The following is a 15905-nucleotide window of genomic DNA, read 5'->3' as shown; positions in this document are numbered from 1 at the left end:
GATCCTTTCTGGAATTTACATGGCGCAAAGATTTATATAGCAAAAAACACCGACCCCACAGCTCTCCGTCTGCAAAATCAGTGCTTTTATAGTGCGCCTTCAGGGACTCGAACCCTGGACAAATAGATTAAGAGTCTACTGCTCTACCAACTGAGCTAAAGGCGCTTATTTAATTATTTCCGTTCCGCTTTTGTGTTGCTGTATCAGCGGCACGTTCATTATTCTATCCTATGTCCCATCAAAAGTCAACACTTTTTTGATTTTTTTTGAAAAATTTTTTTGATTGACTTTTGATGGGCCGCAAAGCCTTATTTTATGCGGTTTTGCGTGAATTTCAGCTGCTACCTGATCAGTGCTTCCAGCTCTGCCTTACTCTGAACACCGATCCGTTTTTCCACTGCTTCTCCGTTCTTAAACAGAATCAGGGTCGGAATAGACATAACCTTGTATGCGCGGGCAAGCTCCGGTGCAAAGTCTACATTCAGCTTTCCAACGGTCACTTCGTCCTGCTCATTTGCCAGCGCCTCAACAGCCGGAGCCATCATCTTGCACGGACCGCACCAGTCTGCGTAGAAATCTACCAGTACCGGCTTTTCGGATTTTAATACTTCAGCTTCAAAATTCTCAGATGTAAATTTCTTTTCCATAGTTATGATCTCCTTTACTTCTTGCAGCGGTTCAGCTCCTTTTCCACTTCCTTAAAACACTTGTGCCACTTCAACAGCCGTCGGTTTAAGGCCTCCTTGTCACAGGTAGCACAGCGCAGGCACCGGACAATTTTTTCTTTCAGCATCATATACATCACCGTTTTGATTCCTTACGGCTAGTATATGCAGATACACCTGTTCTACTCAACGGAAGCGGACCTAACGGCTCGCAACCAGCTTGCAGATCGGATTGCCCATAGCAGAAAACTTGGTTTCATACTCAGTCATGACATTGCCCTCAGCCATATCACTGTGATGCAGGTCACGGGTGCTGGCTTCGATTGTCCACCCCGCCTCCGGAATAGCCTCCAGAGAGTAGGTAAACAGATCCTGATTATCCGTCTTAAATTCCACACGGCCGTCTTTTGCCAGTACCTGATCATACACCTTCATAAAATCCGGCGAGGTCAGACGGCGCTTTGCATGACGGTCCTTCGGCCACGGATCTGAGAAATTTAAGTAGATCTTCTCTACCTCACCTGGTGCAAAGATCTCTCCCAGCTCCTTCGCATCCACACACATGAAATATATATTGGGGATTTCAAGCTCTTCCCGCTTCTGAAGTGCCCGCAGCAGCACGCTGGAGTAACGCTCAATGCCGATGAAATTCGTCTCCGGATGTTTCAGGGCCAGCTCCATAATGAACTTTCCCTTTCCCATTCCGACCTCAATCTGGATCGGGTTTGTATTGCCAAACAGCTCGCAGAAATGACCGCGGTGCTCTTTCGGCTCCTGAATGACGAAAGGACTGGTCTCAATGGCTTCCTCTGCGCCCCGGATATGGCGTAATCTCATAGTTTTTTCCTCCGTTTGTCTGTTACTGATATACGACTGCTCCGTAGCTGTAACGGGACTGAACAGCTGCACTGCTCCCGGATTGTACAGGCAGTCATTTGCAGGTACCGCATCCCCGCGGCACCTGCATCCATTCTATCATCGTGCCAGACAGTTTGCAAGAAGAAGCCGCCAGCCGGACTGAGCAAAAAGTTTCGTTAGAACGCCTGATCCAGGAGCTTTCCGTCAACCGAGATGGTCACAACCTGCCACGGAATAAATTTTCCACTGTTCTGGAGCGCACGAATGGCAGCGTTCTGCAGTCCGCCGCAGCACGGAACCTCCATGCGGACGATGGTCACACTCTGGATCTCGTTGCTCTTAATAATCTCGGTAAGCTTTTCGCTGTAATCCACATCGTCCAGCTTCGGGCAGCCGATCAGGGCCACCTTGCCCTTCAGAAATTCCTGATGGAAGTTTGCGTAAGCGTAAGCGGTACAGTCTGCGGCAATGAGCAGGCGTGCATTGTTAAAGTACGGCGCGCGGACCGGAGCCAGCTTGATCTGTACCGGCCAGTTCGTGAGCTGAGATTGTAGGTGGAACGGAGCTGCCGGCGTCTCGTTCTGTACTGCGTCAGTCTCTCCTTCATGAACGATCTGGCGGGCACGGCTTCCCGGACAGCCGGTGAAGGCCGGAGCGGCCTCTGCCTGATGAGCGTTGCCGTGACCTACGGCCTGCTCCTGCTTTCTGCGCTCCATATGCGCCCTTACAGCCTCCTCATCATAAGCCGCAGCCTCACGCTCCACAAAGGTGATGGCTCCGGTCGGGCAGGTCGGCAGACAATCGCCCAGTCCGTCGCAGTAATCATCCCGCAGAAGCTGCGCTTTTCCATCCACAATACCGATAGCTCCCTCGTGGCAGGCATTGGCGCAGATGCCGCAGCCGTTGCATTTCTCCTGATCAATATGAATCACTCTTCGAACCATAAAACTCTTCCTCCTGATAAAAACGAAATATGTGAATGTTCTTTTTGTTGTTTCTTGATTGTACAGGCAGATTATACTATAATGACTTTGATAAATATGTTGTTTTGACAACGTTTTAAGAAAGGCAGAGCTATGGATTATCAGTTTCTCTCCCGGACAGCGCTGTTTCAGGGCAGTGAACCGGAACAGGTAAAAGAAATGATGAAGTGCTTTTACGCAAGGGAAAGGCATTACCGCAAGGGCGAGATTGTTTTATATATGGGAGATCTGGTAAAGGATCTGGGGCTTGTGCTGTCAGGCGGCGTGACCATTGAGCGGGATGACCTGCTGGGAAACCGCAGCATTTTCGGCCATGCCGGTCCGGGACAGATATTCGCGGAAACCTACGCCTGTGTCCCCGAGGAACCGCTTATGGTAAATGTGGTGGCAGACGAGGATACTGACATTCTGTTTCTGGATATCGGGCGGGTACTGACTACCTGCCGAAGCACCTGTACCCACCACAGCATGCTGATCCGGAACCTGCTGCTGGCATCGGCCCGTAAAAACCTCGGTCTCTCCGAGCGTATCATGCACACATCGCCAAAATCCATCCGCGGACGGCTGATTTCCTTCTTTTCGGCCCAGGCGGCCAGACAGGGGAGCCGGAGCTTTTCTATCCCCTTTAACCGGCAGCAGCTGGCAGACTATCTGGAAGTAGACCGAAGCGCATTGTCAGCGGAGCTTGGAAAAATGAAAAAAGAGGGATTGCTGGATTTCTGGAAAAACCAGTTTGTATTGAAAACGAAGGAGTAGAAAATGACAAAGAAATTATATTATGAAGACAGCCATCAGGACAGCTGTCACGCAACGGTCCTGTCCTGTACATGGAATGAGAAAAAACAGTGCTATGAAGTAGTTCTGAACCAGACCGTATTCTTCCCGGAGGGCGGCGGCCAGTACGCTGATACCGGAAGCCTGGGCGGCGTAAACGTGTTGGATGTGCAGGAGAGGGACGATATCATCATCCATTACACCGACGCAGAACTTCCGCCGGGCACAGAGGTGGACGGTACCATCAACTATAAGGAGCGTTTCTCCAAAATGCAGCAGCACACGGGAGAGCACATCGTTTCCGGTATCGTACACCGCACCTTCGGATATGACAATGTAGGCTTTCATCTGGGGCAGGAACTGGTGACCATGGATTTTAACGGCACCTTCACACCTGAGCAGCTTCAGCAGGTAGAATATGAAGCCAATGAAGCAGTGGTCAGAAATCTTCCGATCGTAGTCATCTACCCGTCCAGGGAAGAGCTGGATCAGCTGGACTACCGCAGCAAAAAAGAACTGACCGGCCAGGTGCGTATCGTGGAAATTCCCGGATACGATGTCTGCGCCTGCTGTGCACCGCACGTAAAGCTGACCGGCGAGGTGGGCATCATCCGCCTGATCGATGCCGTGAAATACAAAGGCGGTACCCGCGTGACCATGGTATGCGGCTTCCGCGCCCTGAAGGACTACCGCATGAAAGAAGACAATGTACGTGAAATCTCCCGCCTGCTCTCCGCCAGGCCGGAGGAAAGCGCCCAGGCCGTACACCGTCTTCAGGAGGAAGCCCATATGTGGAAAGACAAACTGGTCCGCTCCCAGACCCGGGCCATGGAGCAGATTCTGGATAACCTGCCGGATGATGTGGAAAACTATTTTATTTTTGAAGAAGATGTGGATAAAAACGTGGCCCGCCGCTTCGCAGATGAGGGAAAAGGCAAATGCCATGGCATCTGTGGAATCTTCCTGGGAAATGATACCGATGGATACCGTTACATTCTCGGCAGTGAATCCATAGATTTAAAGGCATTTTCAAAGACCTTCCACGAGGCTCTGGGCGGAAAAGGCGGCGGCAAGCCGGAGATGATCCAGGGAACCGTAAGTGGGTCGGAAGAAATGATCCGAAGCTATATGGAATCTGTCTGAGTCAGTAAAATTAACCCGGAGGACTTTATGAACAGTCTGGAAATACAGTATTTTCTCACCATTGTTAAATACGGCAGCTTTACGGAGGCTGCTCAGGCTCTTTCTGTCAGCCAGCCCGCCATCAGCAAGCAGATCCGCCAGCTGGAGGCAGAGCTTGGCGGCAGCCTCTTCGCGCGCTCCGGCCGTACGCTCTCTCTGACTGAGGCAGGACAGGCTTATTATGCCTACTTTCAGCAGTGCTGTTTTCAGCTCGATCTCCTGAAAAACAAGCTGGAAGATCAGAAAAAAGACGGAAAATCTACCATCCGGATTGCATATCCGGAGGATGTGGATCCAGCGTATTTTCGTGATAAGATCCAGTCTGCAGCTGCCGCCCTAGAAACACCGGTCCGGCTGGAATTTTCCTGTTACCCGGAAGCGGAACTGGCCAATCTGCTGACCGATGGAAAAGCCGACCTGATTCTGACCGGCACTCCACCGGATACAACAGCCAGGAGATTTTCCGGCGATTCCAGCTCACAAGCTGTCTCTTTCCAGCCGCAGTCCGTGCTCCCATTTGCCGAAGTTCCCCAAGTTCTTCTCTACGCAGCTTCCCACCCCGAAGCTTCCGACATTTCCGACTTCCGAAACGATGCCTTCCTCTTTTCGGAAGCCGATGCTGCCCTGCAAAGCAGCCGGAACCTTTACCGATATTTCCAGAGCTTCGGTTTTGCACCAAAAATCCGTTTTGCAGCCAATTTATCCACAATTCTGGACCTGGCCGCACAGGATGAAGGGGTATATCTTACCCATGCCTGGTGCCGCGGATGTAAGAACCCGGATTACCGGATGCTGAAGCTGCCGTCCGAAAAGAAATTTTTTCTGTTTTATACACAAAACTCACTAAAACAAATGCCTGCGGAATTGCTCCACAAGCTCCGGGCTCTGTAAGTGTTTGTTGACAAACTCTCCTCTTTTCAGTATAATCCCAGAGGGTGAGTACCTACCGGCAGTTAGGCTAAATGTCTAGCTGCTTTTTTTATACCCCAAAAACAAAAACAGAAGATAGGACTCAACCAGAATGTAAATAAGAACAAACGGAGAAGAACATGGGAGGATTATTCAACAAAACAAGGGAAATGCTGCAGGATGGGCCTTTCCTGAAAAAAGCACTTATGATTGCATGCCCTGTAGCATTGCAGGGAATGTTAAACACCATTGTAAATATGGTGGACACCCTTATGATCGGAGGCTTGGGATCTACAGCGATCGCTGCTGTCGGTCTCGCAAACAAGGTATTTTTCGTATTTTCTCTGCTGGTATTCGGAATTGTCAGTGGCGGCGGCATTTTAGCTGCCCAATTCTGGGGGAACGGTGATGTCAAACATATCCGAAAAGTCCTCGGGCTTTCTATACTGCTGGCACTGACCGGTGCTCTGTTTTTTGTAATTCCGAGCCTGATTAATCCGAAAATGGTCATGAGGATTTTTACGACCAGCGAAAGCAGCATCGCACTGGGAGCACAATATCTGCGGATCGCAGCCATTGCCTATCCATTCCTTGCTCTTACTAATGTATATGTGGCAATGCTTCGTGCCACCAATATCGTCTTGTTTCCGCTGATCTGCAGCTGTATCGCCATCGGTCTTAATATCTGCTTAAACTATGTGCTGATCTTTGGAAAACTCGGAGCCCCAGCTATGGGTGTTGCCGGTGCGGCCTGCGCAACTCTGATTGCAAGATGCATTGAACTGATTCTGGTTCTTGGTTATGTATATGGAAAGAAGCTTGCTCTGGCCTGCGGTCCAAGGGGCATGTTTGGCTGGTCCAAATCCTTTGTCTTTCATTTCGTGGAGACCTCTGCCCCGGTCATTGCCAATGAATTTATGTGGGGACTGGGAACGACCATGTACTCTCTGGCCTACGGACGTATGGGTGATGACGCAGTTGCCGCCATTACCATTGCCACGACCATACAGGACATTGCAGTTGTCCTCTTTCAGGGCCTGAGCGCTGCGACAGCCGTAATTCTTGGACATGAACTGGGCGCCGGACACATAAAACAGGCAGAAAAATATGCCACTCAGTTTTTTATCCTGCAGTTTCTGGTCACTGTGACCGCTGATATCCTGCTGGTCTTAGGCCGCTGGAAGATCATCGGAATCTACAATATCACGCCACAGGTTGCTCAGGATGTAAACCGGTGCCTGCTGGTCTTCGCCCTCTACATGCCTGCGAAAATGTTTAACTATGTCAACGTTGTGGGTGTGCTCAGAAGCGGCGGTGATACAAAGATGTGTCTGTTTTTAGATACCAGCGGCGTATGGTTTCTCGGCGTTCCGCTTGCATTTTTAGGTGCATTCCTGTGGAATCTGCCGATCTACGGCGTATATGCCCTGGTTCTGACCGAAGAAATTTATAAGGCCATTCTCGGTTACCTGCGTTATCGCCAGAAAAAATGGCTGAAAAATCTGGCAGTTCAGGTCTGAATGACTTTCTGACACCAAAAACCCCCTCATTCCAATGGGACAGTCTCTAGGAATGAAGGGGATTTTTTATATTCAAATTCTTGTCATATGCTGATCACAGATGTGAAAAACTCAGCACTGCGATATTGATTATCTCTCTACCACGCGATTTGCAGAATGATCTGCAGGGCATAGCATACAAAAGCCAGCAGCACCGTCGGCACAATGAATTTTAGTCCCTTTACAAACTCATCACACCGATGGTGCAGCTTCACCAGATTTCCATTCACGATTTCCCGGTACAGTGCAATGAGACGCTGTCTTGCTGTTTCTTCCTCCATCTCCTCCAGATGCTCTTTCTGCATGATTTCCGGATCCATCCGGGCAATCTGCTCCGGCCGCAGAAGCCGCATGAAGAATACCAGCACGTAAGCATAAGCGCCCATGACCGCAATGCAGCTTAAAATATACAGTACTGACACAAAAAGCTGCAGCCTGTCCTGTGGTTTCACAAGCTGGGAAATCCCATTAAACAGACCAATGATAAACACAAACAGAAAACCACAGAACGTAATGGTAATATAGACCTTGTTATCCAGCTTGTTACTGCGGTCAAACTGGTTTTTGTATTCCGTCATCAGACTGGTAAGCTCCAGCTGACTGCCTGTATTCTTATCGTTTTTCATAAAATCAACAACCTCTTTCATCTGCCGGTCATACTAAAACCGGTTGCCGCACTTCGGACAAAATTCAAAATCCTCTGCTGTCTCATATCCGCAGTGGCTGCAGCGCCGATAAGCATGACCACGGCTTCCCTGATTCACCAGAGTCAGATGCTGCGGCAAAATTTCCACCTGGTCCCCGCGCGCAATCGCCTTTCCAATTTCCGGATCCAGCTCATACAAGGTATTGCAGCAGCTCATCTGCACATAATAATGCCGGTTCCATTTAAAGCATGGAATAAAAAACAGCGATAGTACCGTATACGTCATAAAAACCTGATAGCGACCATACTTCCCGCATAGACCGCATATAACCGTCTGCGTAAAATCAAGCTGTTTTCTTCCGTCCGTAATTCCCATCATAAAAAACATAAGATCACACTTTCTATTCTCGTCATGATGTAGTTATTATAGCTGTTTCCTTTCCATAAATGCAATCATATTTTCAGTATTTTATCGTATGTACATTTTTGCCGGTCTGTTTTATAATACATCAGGTTTCATCAGTAATTACATAATTATTCCAAAATGATACATGCAAGGAGACTCTTATGCCAAAAAATGAGGTAAAAGATCTGACCATCGGATCTCCTATGAAGCTGATTTTAAGCTTTGCGATCCCGATGCTGTTTGGATTTCTGTTTCAGCAGTTTTACAACATGGTGGATACCATTATCGTCGGCAAATGCCTGGGGGTATCTGCCCTGGCAGCGGTTGGTTCAACAGGCTCCATCAACTTTATGATCATCGGATTCTGCACCGGCGCATGCAGCGGCTTCGCGATTCCGGTCGCGCAGAAATTTGGAGCCGGAGACTATATGGGAATGCGCAAGTTCGTAGCAAACGCCGGATGGCTCTCCGCCGTATTCGCAGCAGTTATGGCCACCATCGTTGGCTTCCTCTGCATGGATATTTTGCAGTGGATGAACACGCCGGAGGATATTATCCAGGGGGCTTATGATTATATTTTTATTATTTTCCTTGGAATTCCGGTTACATATCTTTATAATATGCTTGCAGGTATCATCCGAAGTCTGGGCGACAGCAAAACTCCGGTCTATTTTCTTTTGCTTTCTTCCCTCATGAACATTGCGCTGGATTTCTTCACCATTCTGGTACTGGGCATGGGAGTCAGCGGCCCGGCGCTGGCCACCGTCATCTCCCAGGGAATCTCTGCGGTGCTCTGTCTGATCTACATGATCCGCCATTATCCGATTCTTCATATGAAACAGGACGAATGGAAACCGGACGGAAGAATGCTCCGGACCCTCTGTGGCATGGGAATCCCCATGGGACTCCAGTATTCCATCACCGCGATCGGAAGCGTTGTACTGCAGACTGCGGTAAACTCGCTTGGCTCCATGGCCGTGGCAGCTGTCTCAACCGGAAGCAAGGTCAGCATGTTCTTCTGCTGCCCCTTTGACGCACTTGGCGGCACCATGGCAACCTATGCCGGCCAGAATGTCGGCGCAAAAAAATTAGACCGTATCCGGGACGGATTAAAAGCAGCAAGCATGATCGGTATTGCATATTCCCTGATCGCCTTTGTGATCCTGTTCTTCGGCGGCAAATACATTGCGCTTCTCTTTATGGACGCAGACCAGACAGAGATCATTGGCCGGGTAGCCATGTTCCTGATCGGAAACAGCATGTTCTATATCCCGCTAACCTTCGTTAATGTCGTCCGCTTCACCATTCAGGGAATGGGCTTTTCCACCTTTGCGATCCTGGCCGGAGTCTGCGAGATGGCAGCAAGATCCCTGGTGGGGTTCTGTCTGGTTCCGGTATTCGGATTTCTTCCGGCGTGCTTTGCAAGTCCGCTCGCATGGATCTTTGCGGATGCCTTCCTGCTTCCGGCATTCTTCCACTGTATGAAAAAGCTGAGGAAACTATTCGGAGAAACTGCATAACAAAAGATATGGAGGGGTTTTAGATGTCAACACTGATCAAACGCTACTTTTTCTTTATCCTGGGACTCATCATTAACTCTTTTGGCGTCGCATTCATTACCAAAAGCACTCTTGGTACGTCCCAGATCTCCAGCATTCCTTATGTGCTAAGCCTGAAATTTACAAACCTGTCCTTTGGACAGACCGCATTTATATTTAACATGCTGTTCATCCTCATTCAGCTTCTGATTCTGAAAAAGGATTTTCACCCGATCCAGTTTCTGCAGGTTCTGGCCAACATCCTGTTCAGCTTCTTTATTGATATCAGCATGCTCGTGCTGGCATGGCTGAACCCGCAGACACTGCCACTGCGCATCTTAAGCCTACTGATTGGCTGCGCGATCCTTGCCATCGGGATCAGCGTAGAAGTCGCTCCTGATGTCATCAAGGTTCCGGGTGAGGGCATTGTCCATGCAATCTCCCGCGTATCCGGCATCGAATTCGGTAAGGTCAAGATCCGGTTTGATGTGACCCTGATCATCATGGCCACGCTCCTGTCTTTCCTCTTCTTCCACAAATTAAACGGAATCGGACTGGGAACCATCATCTCCGCCGTACTGGTCGGACCAATGATCTCTTTCGTGAACCGGTATCTTCCGGGAATCGGGAAGATACGCTCACTGGCGGACCACCGTTAGTCTGAGAAGATGTTCCAGAAGTAAATTCAGGGGGCTGTGAAAAAAGCATAGCTCAGGAAAAAGTTAGGGTAGATGGACCTGCACCAACTTTTGCGATATACAAGACAAGACGGTAGAAAAATTTCAGAGAAAGAAAAAGCTGCGCAACAACCTTTGTCGGCCGTCGCGCAGCGACTTAGTTCAATTGGAATTTATATCGCAATCATTTTTCTTTAATTCAAGAATATTCTTCTCGATCTGCTGTATAACCACCCTGAAATCATCATCCGTTTTTCCTGTCGGATCTTCAAGTTTCCAGTTGTCATCAAACACTCTGCCGATAAACGGGCAACCTACATCACAACCCATGGAGATGGAAATGTCTGGCTCTGGGATGCTTGATATCAGCTTAGAATACTGCTTTTTCTCCATGTCGATGCCGTAAAGCTCCTTCATGAGTCGGACGGCATCCTGATTGATCTGGGGCTTGGTTTCCGTTCCGGCGGAATAGAACGCAAACTCGTTCCCACGCAGATGCTTTCCCAATGCCTCTGCGATCTGGCTACGGCAGGAGTTGTGCACGCAGATAAAGGCGACCTTCGGCTTTTTCATTTTCTTACCTTCCTCAAAATGGCGATGACCTCATCCTTTTTCAGCACCTTGCCGTAGGATACCACCTGACCGTCTACCACCAGAGCAGGCGTGGTCATCACACCGTAAGCGGCGATCTTTTCATAATCCCTGCTTCCTTCTTTTCGCTCTCCGCCGACTGCATTGCTTCCGGTGTGCAGCTGCCGCAGCAGCAGCAGGTTTGTGTTTCTTCTTTTTTCTTTCCGAATCCAAAAATTGACATGATTATTGTCCTCCTAAATTATAAGATAAGTCCCTGAAACAGATTAAACAGATAGCCTACAAGAATGATTCCGGCGGTGCAGACCGCAATGAAAAAACCCAGCAACTTCGGCTTGACTGCCTTGCGTAGCATAATCATGGACGGTAGAGAAAGCGTTGTCACGCCCATCATGAAGCTGAGTACCGTGCCGAGCTGCGCACCCTTGGCAAGCAGTGCTTCCGCAATGGGGATGGTTCCGAAAATGTCGGCGTACATAGGAACACCAATCACCGTTGCCAGAATTACCCCGACCGGATTGCTGCTCCCCAGCACAGATACCACCCAGCTTTCCGGAATCCAGTTGTGAATGACCGCTCCAATGCCTACGCCGATGAGAATGTAGGGAAATACCTTCTTGAAGGTTTCTGCCACCTGATCCTTTGCATAGGTGAGGCGTTCCTTCTGTGTCAGCGTCGGAGAGTCAATATCTAAGGCAGAAGCCTTGCGAATAAATTCCTCCACTTGATTTTCTATGTGCAGCTTTTCAATCAGCGTACCGCCTGCCACAGCGATCACAAGGCCCAGAACTACATACAGAACGGCGACCTTCGTGCCAAATATGCTCATCAGCAGCACAAGGCTACCGAGATCTACCATGGGCGAGGAAATCAGAAACGAAAAGGTCACGCCCAGCGGAAGTCCGGCACTGGTAAAGCCGATGAACAGCGGAATGGACGAGCAGGAGCAGAACGGCGTAACCGTACCCAGCAGCGCCGCAATGCAGTTCGCCCCAATGCCGTGAAACCGTCCCATGATCTTCCGGCTGCGCTCCGGCGGGAAATAGCTCTGAATATAGGAGATGATGAAAATTAGGACACAGAGCAGAACGGTGATTTTGATAACATCGTAGAGAAAAAACTGCACGCTACCGCCGATGCGTCCCGCCGTGTCCAAGCCAAGAGCCGACAGCAGTTTGCCAATCAGGGCGTTCAGCCATTTCATGCCCAGAATCTGATCTGTGATAAACTGTCCGATCAAGAGCAGCACCCCCCTTCGTCATCCGAACTGCAGCAGGTCAGACCGTTAATAAACGTCTTGAAGTCGGTCAGGGTTTCACAGTTGAGAGAATAGTGATGCCACTTACCCTCCTTGCGGGCATTCACCAAGCCGCAGTCGCAGAGTACTTTCATGTGGTGAGAAAGAGTCGGCTGGGTTATCTCGAACCGCTCCAGAAGCTTACAGCCGCATTTCTCTCCGTCCGAGAGCATCTTCACAATCTCCAGTCGGTTGCTGTCCCCCAGTGCCTTGCATATCAAAGCCACATCCATAGATTTCATAAACTTCACCTCACATAGATTGTTGTCTATGTGAGGATTGTAACATACAGATAGATGTCAATATATTAGCGATTAAAAAAACTATGTATCATTCTACATAGTTCAAAACTGGACATTAGTACTTCCGTTATGACAAATTCAAATTTAGCAATCTGTTTTCCTGGCGAATTTCTTTAACAATATTGTAGTGTATCAATGTGAATATTTCAGCCAACGAAAGGATGTTTCCTTATGTAAAAGCCGCAGTCGAAACTGCGACTTCCCGACAAATTGTCGAATTACCGGATTGAGGACAGACGGACAAGAACTTCTCTCATGTCCGTCCAGATCTCCTCCAGCCGTTTTTGCAAATCCTCGATGTCGGCATGGTAGATGCTGCCTGTTTCGTTCGCTTTGCGTACTGGTTCAGGTTGTTGGAGCAGATTCGCAGGAGCGAAACCAAGGCTTTCACATCCTGCAAATCCAGTCTGATGCAGTAACCATCCAGCGCCATTTTCCGCAGATAGGCTCCCATGCTGCGGATGCCAAGCTCGTCCATCTTCTCATGGATTCGCTCGACCTCCTCCTTGGATCTGCTCATGTTCTCCAATCGCTTTTTCAATTTCCTGAAACATCCTTGTGCTGATGGCATTCACCGCAGTACCAAGGGCATTTACCGTCTGTCTGGTGTTAAAATCAAACACCTTCTGGAAATCCTCATGCTCGAAGTAGTTATCAGGACTCTCCACGAACCGGCAATACATCTTGTAGGATACGCTGTTTGCCACCGCATTTTTGAAAGCTACTTCGATGTTGAGTTCATCATACTCCTCAATCCCAAACTGTTTTTTCGTACCGGCAGAAACCTCATACCGCCAGTCCATCGGGAAGATAGGCAAGTCTGCATAAGCCCATTTGCTGTACTTCGCATTATAGGCTTCCAGTTGTGCCAGCTCCACCAAATGCCCTACACACCAGCTGACCACATATCCATTTCCCTCTAAATAGCCATCCTCACGTTTGTTTGCACCCAGCACCTTGGCAATGCTCTGTGCAACCGAAGGCTTTTCAGCCAAAACTAATTTCATTTGCATCTGCTCCTTTCGCAAAAAAATAAGCAGCCACACACCGTAGTGCATGACTGCTATGTAAAAAGTTCAGAAAGGATTTTTGCAACCTGACACAATTTTCTGTTTTATAATCTCCGTCATCGTAAAAATATCTACCTCATCTGTATATGAAATGAGGTAGATAAATAATTTATGACTTAGATTTTTACATATCCTGTAGCCGGACCTGAACCGACCTTCGCAATGTACTCACTCTTAACTAAATCTGCCAGAGTGCGTTCCACCGTGGTTTTGCTTATATCAGGGTGAGCATCCATAATTTCTTTCTTTGTGATTTTACCAACTTTCTGATCAATCATCGCTTTAATTCTTTCGGGCTTAGAAAGAGTGCGATTCTTTAAATGTTCTACACGGCTTTCAAATTCATTATATGCTTTCAACATGATACCCAGATAATACTTAACAAAAGGCTCATAGCTGTTCTCATTTTCATGCCATCCTGTCGAACTTGCCTGCAATGCTTCATAGTAAGTTTCCTTTGTTTTTTCAATCAACATTTCCATGCTGACATATTTTCCTACAATATATCCTGCCTTATAGTACAAAAGAAGCGACAGTAAACGGCTCATGCGTCCATTTCCGTCATTGAAAGGGTGGATACAGAGGAAATCCAGAATAAACATAGGTATCAAAAGTAATCTATCAATTTTATCAGTATTCCATGCTTCTAAAAACTGTCTGCACAATTCATCCATAGCTTCCGCAGTCTGAAAGGCAAGAACCGGAATAAACCTTGCTTTCTGGTGACCTTCTGCATCTGTTTCTGCAATTACATTATCAGCATTTTTATATTCTCCACCGGAACCGGCGTAGGAATACAAATCACGATGAAGCTGTAAAATAATATTAGGTCTGGGCACAATATACTCATAGCTTTATCAGAACAGATATCTTGCCCATCCAAGCAGATGCTGTACCAAAAGTACGTTTCTCTGACGCTTCTTTGTCAATTCAATTGGCTCTACATGATACGGATCACGATAGGTTCCATCTTCCAATACCTGTCGGGACACTCTTTCATATTCCATCATGCCTTCTTCCAACTGTTTATTAATCTCTTTGCTACGTATTACAAGCATCAGTTCCGTATCCAGATACGTGCTTCTCATATCCATGTTAAAGGAACCGATTACGGATAGATCATCATCAATCAGGATGCTTTTTCCGTGGTAAGAATAGCCGCCTTCATACTCCCAGATATCAATTCCTGTATTTAAAATTCTGTTTCTGTTTCTCGCATAATCAGCAGAACCAAACGGATTTCCATTGTTGGCAACCGAATTGGTCATGATAGAAAAATCCGGAACTCTCTCCGCAATCTCTTTCCATGTATTATACATCATATCATTGCAGATAATATATGGTGTATGAATTTTCACGCGCTCTTTTGCATTTTTCATTAGTTCTCCCAGTTGATACCAGACTACTGGTTCCTTGGGACCTGTGTGGATAGGATTTGACACTAATGCAATCTTTTCTGTCTCAAAAGTTTCGTCCGTGTAATCGGTATCGCAGATTCTTTCCTTATTCTCTTCAAAATATTTCTGATAGCCGTTCTGCAGCTCTAAAACTGCGTTCTTTACAGATTTTCTATTTGCCAGTTTTTTATTGTCATGAAAATAACCACTGTCTTCTTGTTCCCATATCGTTTCAAAATACTCTAACAACTGGTTAACTGAATTTTCTTTCTCAGGTTCATCGCAAACCACTAACACATCTCTGTCATAGTTCTTATGTCCCAGAAAATCACCCAGGAAATAATTGTATGTATTTCTTCCACCAAGAATATATGTCTTACCATCTGCAATCAAATATTTATCATGCATTCTCCCCATCATCTTCCATGGTTTCAACGGATTGGCCTTATTATACAGTTTAATTTCAACATTCTCATGGGAAGATAATCCATAGAAATACGGATTGCCTTCCATATCAACCCAGCTCTCCATTCCATCTACTAACAAACGAACATGCACACCTCTGTCTGCCGCATCATGCAGTGCTCCTAAGATCAATTTTCCACTTTCATCTGATTGAAATGCAAAAGTAGAAAGAATAATGTCTTCTTTTGCATTTCGGATCAAACGCACTCTTTGTAAAAGTGCTTCTGGATTTTTTTCTATGATCACTGCTCGTTCCATATTCTCGCTGCGTTCGTTCCACGAATCATTTTGTGTTTCTTTTTTGATGGTATTAGACACTTCCGGCTGTTTTTTATATGCAATACAGATTCCAAATAATTCATAAAAAGCCACACATAAAAAAATTGACAGTATAACAAAAACAATTTTACATATCTTACGTTTTCCCATCGCACATCACCTGACTTTTTTTCATCTTATGTCTATACAATACAAAGTCAACCTCAATTTTACCTCAACAGAATTAATTTTATCCATGTAAATTTCCTGTACCGGCAATCAGACATAACAAAAACGACCTCTCAAAATCAACTATTTTTTGAAAGGT

17 protein-coding genes, 1 tRNA gene and 3 pseudogenes are annotated in these 15905 nt (G+C 47.1%); 6 read left to right on the top strand and 15 right to left on the bottom strand.

The annotated features are described in order from the left end of the window. Nucleotides 1-92 precede the first annotated feature (92 nt). The 5 genes from DW819_RS01560 to DW819_RS01545 all read right to left on the bottom strand — a co-directional run bounded on the left by DW819_RS01560 (nt 93) and on the right by DW819_RS01545 (nt 2467). Nucleotides 93-165 (bottom strand) — tRNA-Lys (locus tag DW819_RS01560). Nucleotides 166-341: 176 nt separating this feature from the next. Next, nucleotides 342-647 (bottom strand): thioredoxin, encoded by a 306-nt coding sequence (trxA, locus tag DW819_RS01555; RefSeq protein ID WP_118731762.1) that lies wholly within the window; start codon nt 645-647, stop codon nt 342-344. 14 nt (nt 648-661) lie between these two features. After that, nucleotides 662-796, bottom strand: a complete 135-nt coding sequence (locus tag DW819_RS16045; protein WP_279220928.1) for a hypothetical protein — start codon at nt 794-796, stop codon at nt 662-664. 70 nt (nt 797-866) lie between these two features. After that, nucleotides 867-1502, bottom strand: a complete 636-nt coding sequence (gene trmB / locus DW819_RS01550; protein ID WP_118731761.1) for a tRNA (guanosine(46)-N7)-methyltransferase TrmB — start codon at nt 1500-1502, stop codon at nt 867-869. A gap of 197 nt (nt 1503-1699) precedes the next feature. Next, a complete protein-coding gene (locus DW819_RS01545) occupies nt 1700-2467 on the bottom strand; it encodes a 4Fe-4S binding protein (protein ID WP_118731760.1) in 768 nt (255 codons plus the stop codon). Between the two features lie 132 nt (nt 2468-2599). Here DW819_RS01545 and DW819_RS01540 point away from each other — a divergent pair, with 132 nt between their 5' ends. The 4 genes from DW819_RS01540 to DW819_RS01525 all read left to right on the top strand — a co-directional run bounded on the left by DW819_RS01540 (nt 2600) and on the right by DW819_RS01525 (nt 6891). After that, complete coding sequence (locus DW819_RS01540; RefSeq protein ID WP_118731759.1) at nt 2600-3262, top strand: Crp/Fnr family transcriptional regulator; 663 nt, start codon at nt 2600-2602, stop codon at nt 3260-3262. Nucleotides 3263-3265: 3 nt separating this feature from the next. Then, a complete protein-coding gene (locus DW819_RS01535; RefSeq protein WP_118731758.1) occupies nt 3266-4423 on the top strand; it encodes an alanine--tRNA ligase-related protein in 1158 nt (385 codons plus the stop codon). 27 nt (nt 4424-4450) lie between these two features. Further along, nucleotides 4451-5353 (top strand): LysR family transcriptional regulator, encoded by a 903-nt coding sequence (locus tag DW819_RS01530; protein WP_118731757.1) that lies wholly within the window; start codon nt 4451-4453, stop codon nt 5351-5353. Nucleotides 5354-5511: 158 nt separating this feature from the next. Continuing rightward, nucleotides 5512-6891 carry an MATE family efflux transporter gene (locus tag DW819_RS01525; protein ID WP_243025488.1) on the top strand — a complete coding sequence of 460 codons (1380 nt, stop codon included), beginning with the start codon at nt 5512-5514 and terminating at the stop codon, nt 6889-6891. A 137-nt stretch (nt 6892-7028) separates the two neighbouring features. Here the strand turns inward: DW819_RS01525 and DW819_RS01520 are convergent, their stop codons facing one another. Together DW819_RS01520 and DW819_RS01515 are read right to left on the bottom strand one after the other, a co-directional pair. Then, the gene (locus DW819_RS01520) at nt 7029-7556 is read right to left on the bottom strand and encodes a hypothetical protein (protein ID WP_118731756.1); all 528 of its coding nucleotides are present in this window, start codon (nt 7554-7556) and stop codon (nt 7029-7031) included. A 33-nt stretch (nt 7557-7589) separates the two neighbouring features. Next, the gene (locus DW819_RS01515) at nt 7590-7964 is read right to left on the bottom strand and encodes a zinc ribbon domain-containing protein (protein WP_118731755.1); all 375 of its coding nucleotides are present in this window, start codon (nt 7962-7964) and stop codon (nt 7590-7592) included. A 179-nt stretch (nt 7965-8143) separates the two neighbouring features. Here DW819_RS01515 and DW819_RS01510 point away from each other — a divergent pair, with 179 nt between their 5' ends. Continuing rightward, nucleotides 8144-9502 carry an MATE family efflux transporter gene (locus DW819_RS01510; protein ID WP_118731754.1) on the top strand — a complete coding sequence of 453 codons (1359 nt, stop codon included), beginning with the start codon at nt 8144-8146 and terminating at the stop codon, nt 9500-9502. A gap of 23 nt (nt 9503-9525) precedes the next feature. Then, a complete protein-coding gene (locus DW819_RS01505) occupies nt 9526-10179 on the top strand; it encodes a DUF6198 family protein (RefSeq protein ID WP_118731753.1) in 654 nt (217 codons plus the stop codon). Between the two features lie 180 nt (nt 10180-10359). Here the strand turns inward: DW819_RS01505 and DW819_RS01500 are convergent, their stop codons facing one another. The 8 genes and pseudogenes from DW819_RS01500 to DW819_RS01465 form a co-directional block, all read right to left on the bottom strand. Continuing rightward, nucleotides 10360-10770: an arsenate reductase ArsC gene (locus DW819_RS01500; protein WP_118731752.1), complete on the bottom strand. Its 411-nt coding sequence runs from the start codon at nt 10768-10770 to the stop codon at nt 10360-10362. Beyond that, nucleotides 10767-11011 (bottom strand): annotated as a pseudogene (locus DW819_RS15550) (thioredoxin family protein). The gene DW819_RS01500 and the pseudogene DW819_RS15550 overlap by 4 nt, the downstream one beginning before the upstream one ends. Nucleotides 11012-11029: 18 nt before the next feature. Next, nucleotides 11030-11992 carry a permease gene (locus tag DW819_RS01490; protein ID WP_118731899.1) on the bottom strand — a complete coding sequence of 321 codons (963 nt, stop codon included), beginning with the start codon at nt 11990-11992 and terminating at the stop codon, nt 11030-11032. Between the two features lie 32 nt (nt 11993-12024). Then, the gene (locus tag DW819_RS01485; RefSeq protein WP_118731750.1) at nt 12025-12327 is read right to left on the bottom strand and encodes a metalloregulator ArsR/SmtB family transcription factor; all 303 of its coding nucleotides are present in this window, start codon (nt 12325-12327) and stop codon (nt 12025-12027) included. A 278-nt stretch (nt 12328-12605) separates the two neighbouring features. Continuing rightward, a pseudogene (locus DW819_RS01480) lies at nt 12606-12928 on the bottom strand (plasmid mobilization relaxosome protein MobC). Nucleotides 12929-13139: 211 nt separating this feature from the next. Further along, nucleotides 13140-13394, bottom strand: a pseudogene (locus DW819_RS01475) (toprim domain-containing protein); the annotation flags it as partial. A 179-nt stretch (nt 13395-13573) separates the two neighbouring features. Then, nucleotides 13574-14296, bottom strand: coding sequence for a Fic family protein (locus tag DW819_RS01470; protein ID WP_243025487.1), 723 nt, complete (start codon nt 14294-14296; stop codon nt 13574-13576). Between the two features lie 18 nt (nt 14297-14314). Further along, nucleotides 14315-15748, bottom strand: a complete 1434-nt coding sequence (locus tag DW819_RS01465) for a phospholipase D family protein (protein WP_117515923.1) — start codon at nt 15746-15748, stop codon at nt 14315-14317. Between the last annotated feature and the right edge of the window lie 157 nt (nt 15749-15905).

It is taken from the genome of Clostridium sp. AM33-3 (assembly GCF_003480315.1).
In the GTDB taxonomy this organism is placed as follows: domain Bacteria; phylum Bacillota; class Clostridia; order Lachnospirales; family Lachnospiraceae; genus Brotaphodocola.
The sequence above is the reverse complement of the archived record's forward strand: the minus strand, read 5'-3'. Positions and strand labels throughout refer to the sequence as shown.

Excerpts from the sequence above, each read along its gene's own strand:
- DW819_RS01510 (WP_118731754.1), top strand. The coding sequence starts at position 8,144 with ATGCCAAAAAATGAGGTAAAAGATCTGACCATCGGATCTCCTATGAAG.
- DW819_RS01525 (WP_243025488.1), top strand. The coding sequence starts at position 5,512 with ATGGGAGGATTATTCAACAAAACAAGGGAAATGCTGCAGGATGGGCCT.
- trxA (WP_118731762.1), bottom strand. The coding sequence starts at position 647 with ATGGAAAAGAAATTTACATCTGAGAATTTTGAAGCTGAAGTATTAAAA.
- DW819_RS01465 (WP_117515923.1), bottom strand. The coding sequence starts at position 15,748 with ATGGGAAAACGTAAGATATGTAAAATTGTTTTTGTTATACTGTCAATT.
- DW819_RS01515 (WP_118731755.1), bottom strand. The coding sequence starts at position 7,964 with ATGTTTTTTATGATGGGAATTACGGACGGAAGAAAACAGCTTGATTTT.
- DW819_RS01500 (WP_118731752.1), bottom strand. The coding sequence starts at position 10,770 with ATGAAAAAGCCGAAGGTCGCCTTTATCTGCGTGCACAACTCCTGCCGT.
- DW819_RS01505 (WP_118731753.1), top strand. The coding sequence starts at position 9,526 with ATGTCAACACTGATCAAACGCTACTTTTTCTTTATCCTGGGACTCATC.
- DW819_RS16045 (WP_279220928.1), bottom strand. The coding sequence starts at position 796 with ATGATGCTGAAAGAAAAAATTGTCCGGTGCCTGCGCTGTGCTACCTGT.
- DW819_RS01485 (WP_118731750.1), bottom strand. The coding sequence starts at position 12,327 with ATGAAATCTATGGATGTGGCTTTGATATGCAAGGCACTGGGGGACAGC.
- DW819_RS01535 (WP_118731758.1), top strand. The coding sequence starts at position 3,266 with ATGACAAAGAAATTATATTATGAAGACAGCCATCAGGACAGCTGTCAC.
- DW819_RS01490 (WP_118731899.1), bottom strand. The coding sequence starts at position 11,992 with ATGAAATGGCTGAACGCCCTGATTGGCAAACTGCTGTCGGCTCTTGGC.
- DW819_RS01545 (WP_118731760.1), bottom strand. The coding sequence starts at position 2,467 with ATGGTTCGAAGAGTGATTCATATTGATCAGGAGAAATGCAACGGCTGC.
- DW819_RS01530 (WP_118731757.1), top strand. The coding sequence starts at position 4,451 with ATGAACAGTCTGGAAATACAGTATTTTCTCACCATTGTTAAATACGGC.
- DW819_RS01520 (WP_118731756.1), bottom strand. The coding sequence starts at position 7,556 with ATGAAAAACGATAAGAATACAGGCAGTCAGCTGGAGCTTACCAGTCTG.
- trmB (WP_118731761.1), bottom strand. The coding sequence starts at position 1,502 with ATGAGATTACGCCATATCCGGGGCGCAGAGGAAGCCATTGAGACCAGT.
- DW819_RS01540 (WP_118731759.1), top strand. The coding sequence starts at position 2,600 with ATGGATTATCAGTTTCTCTCCCGGACAGCGCTGTTTCAGGGCAGTGAA.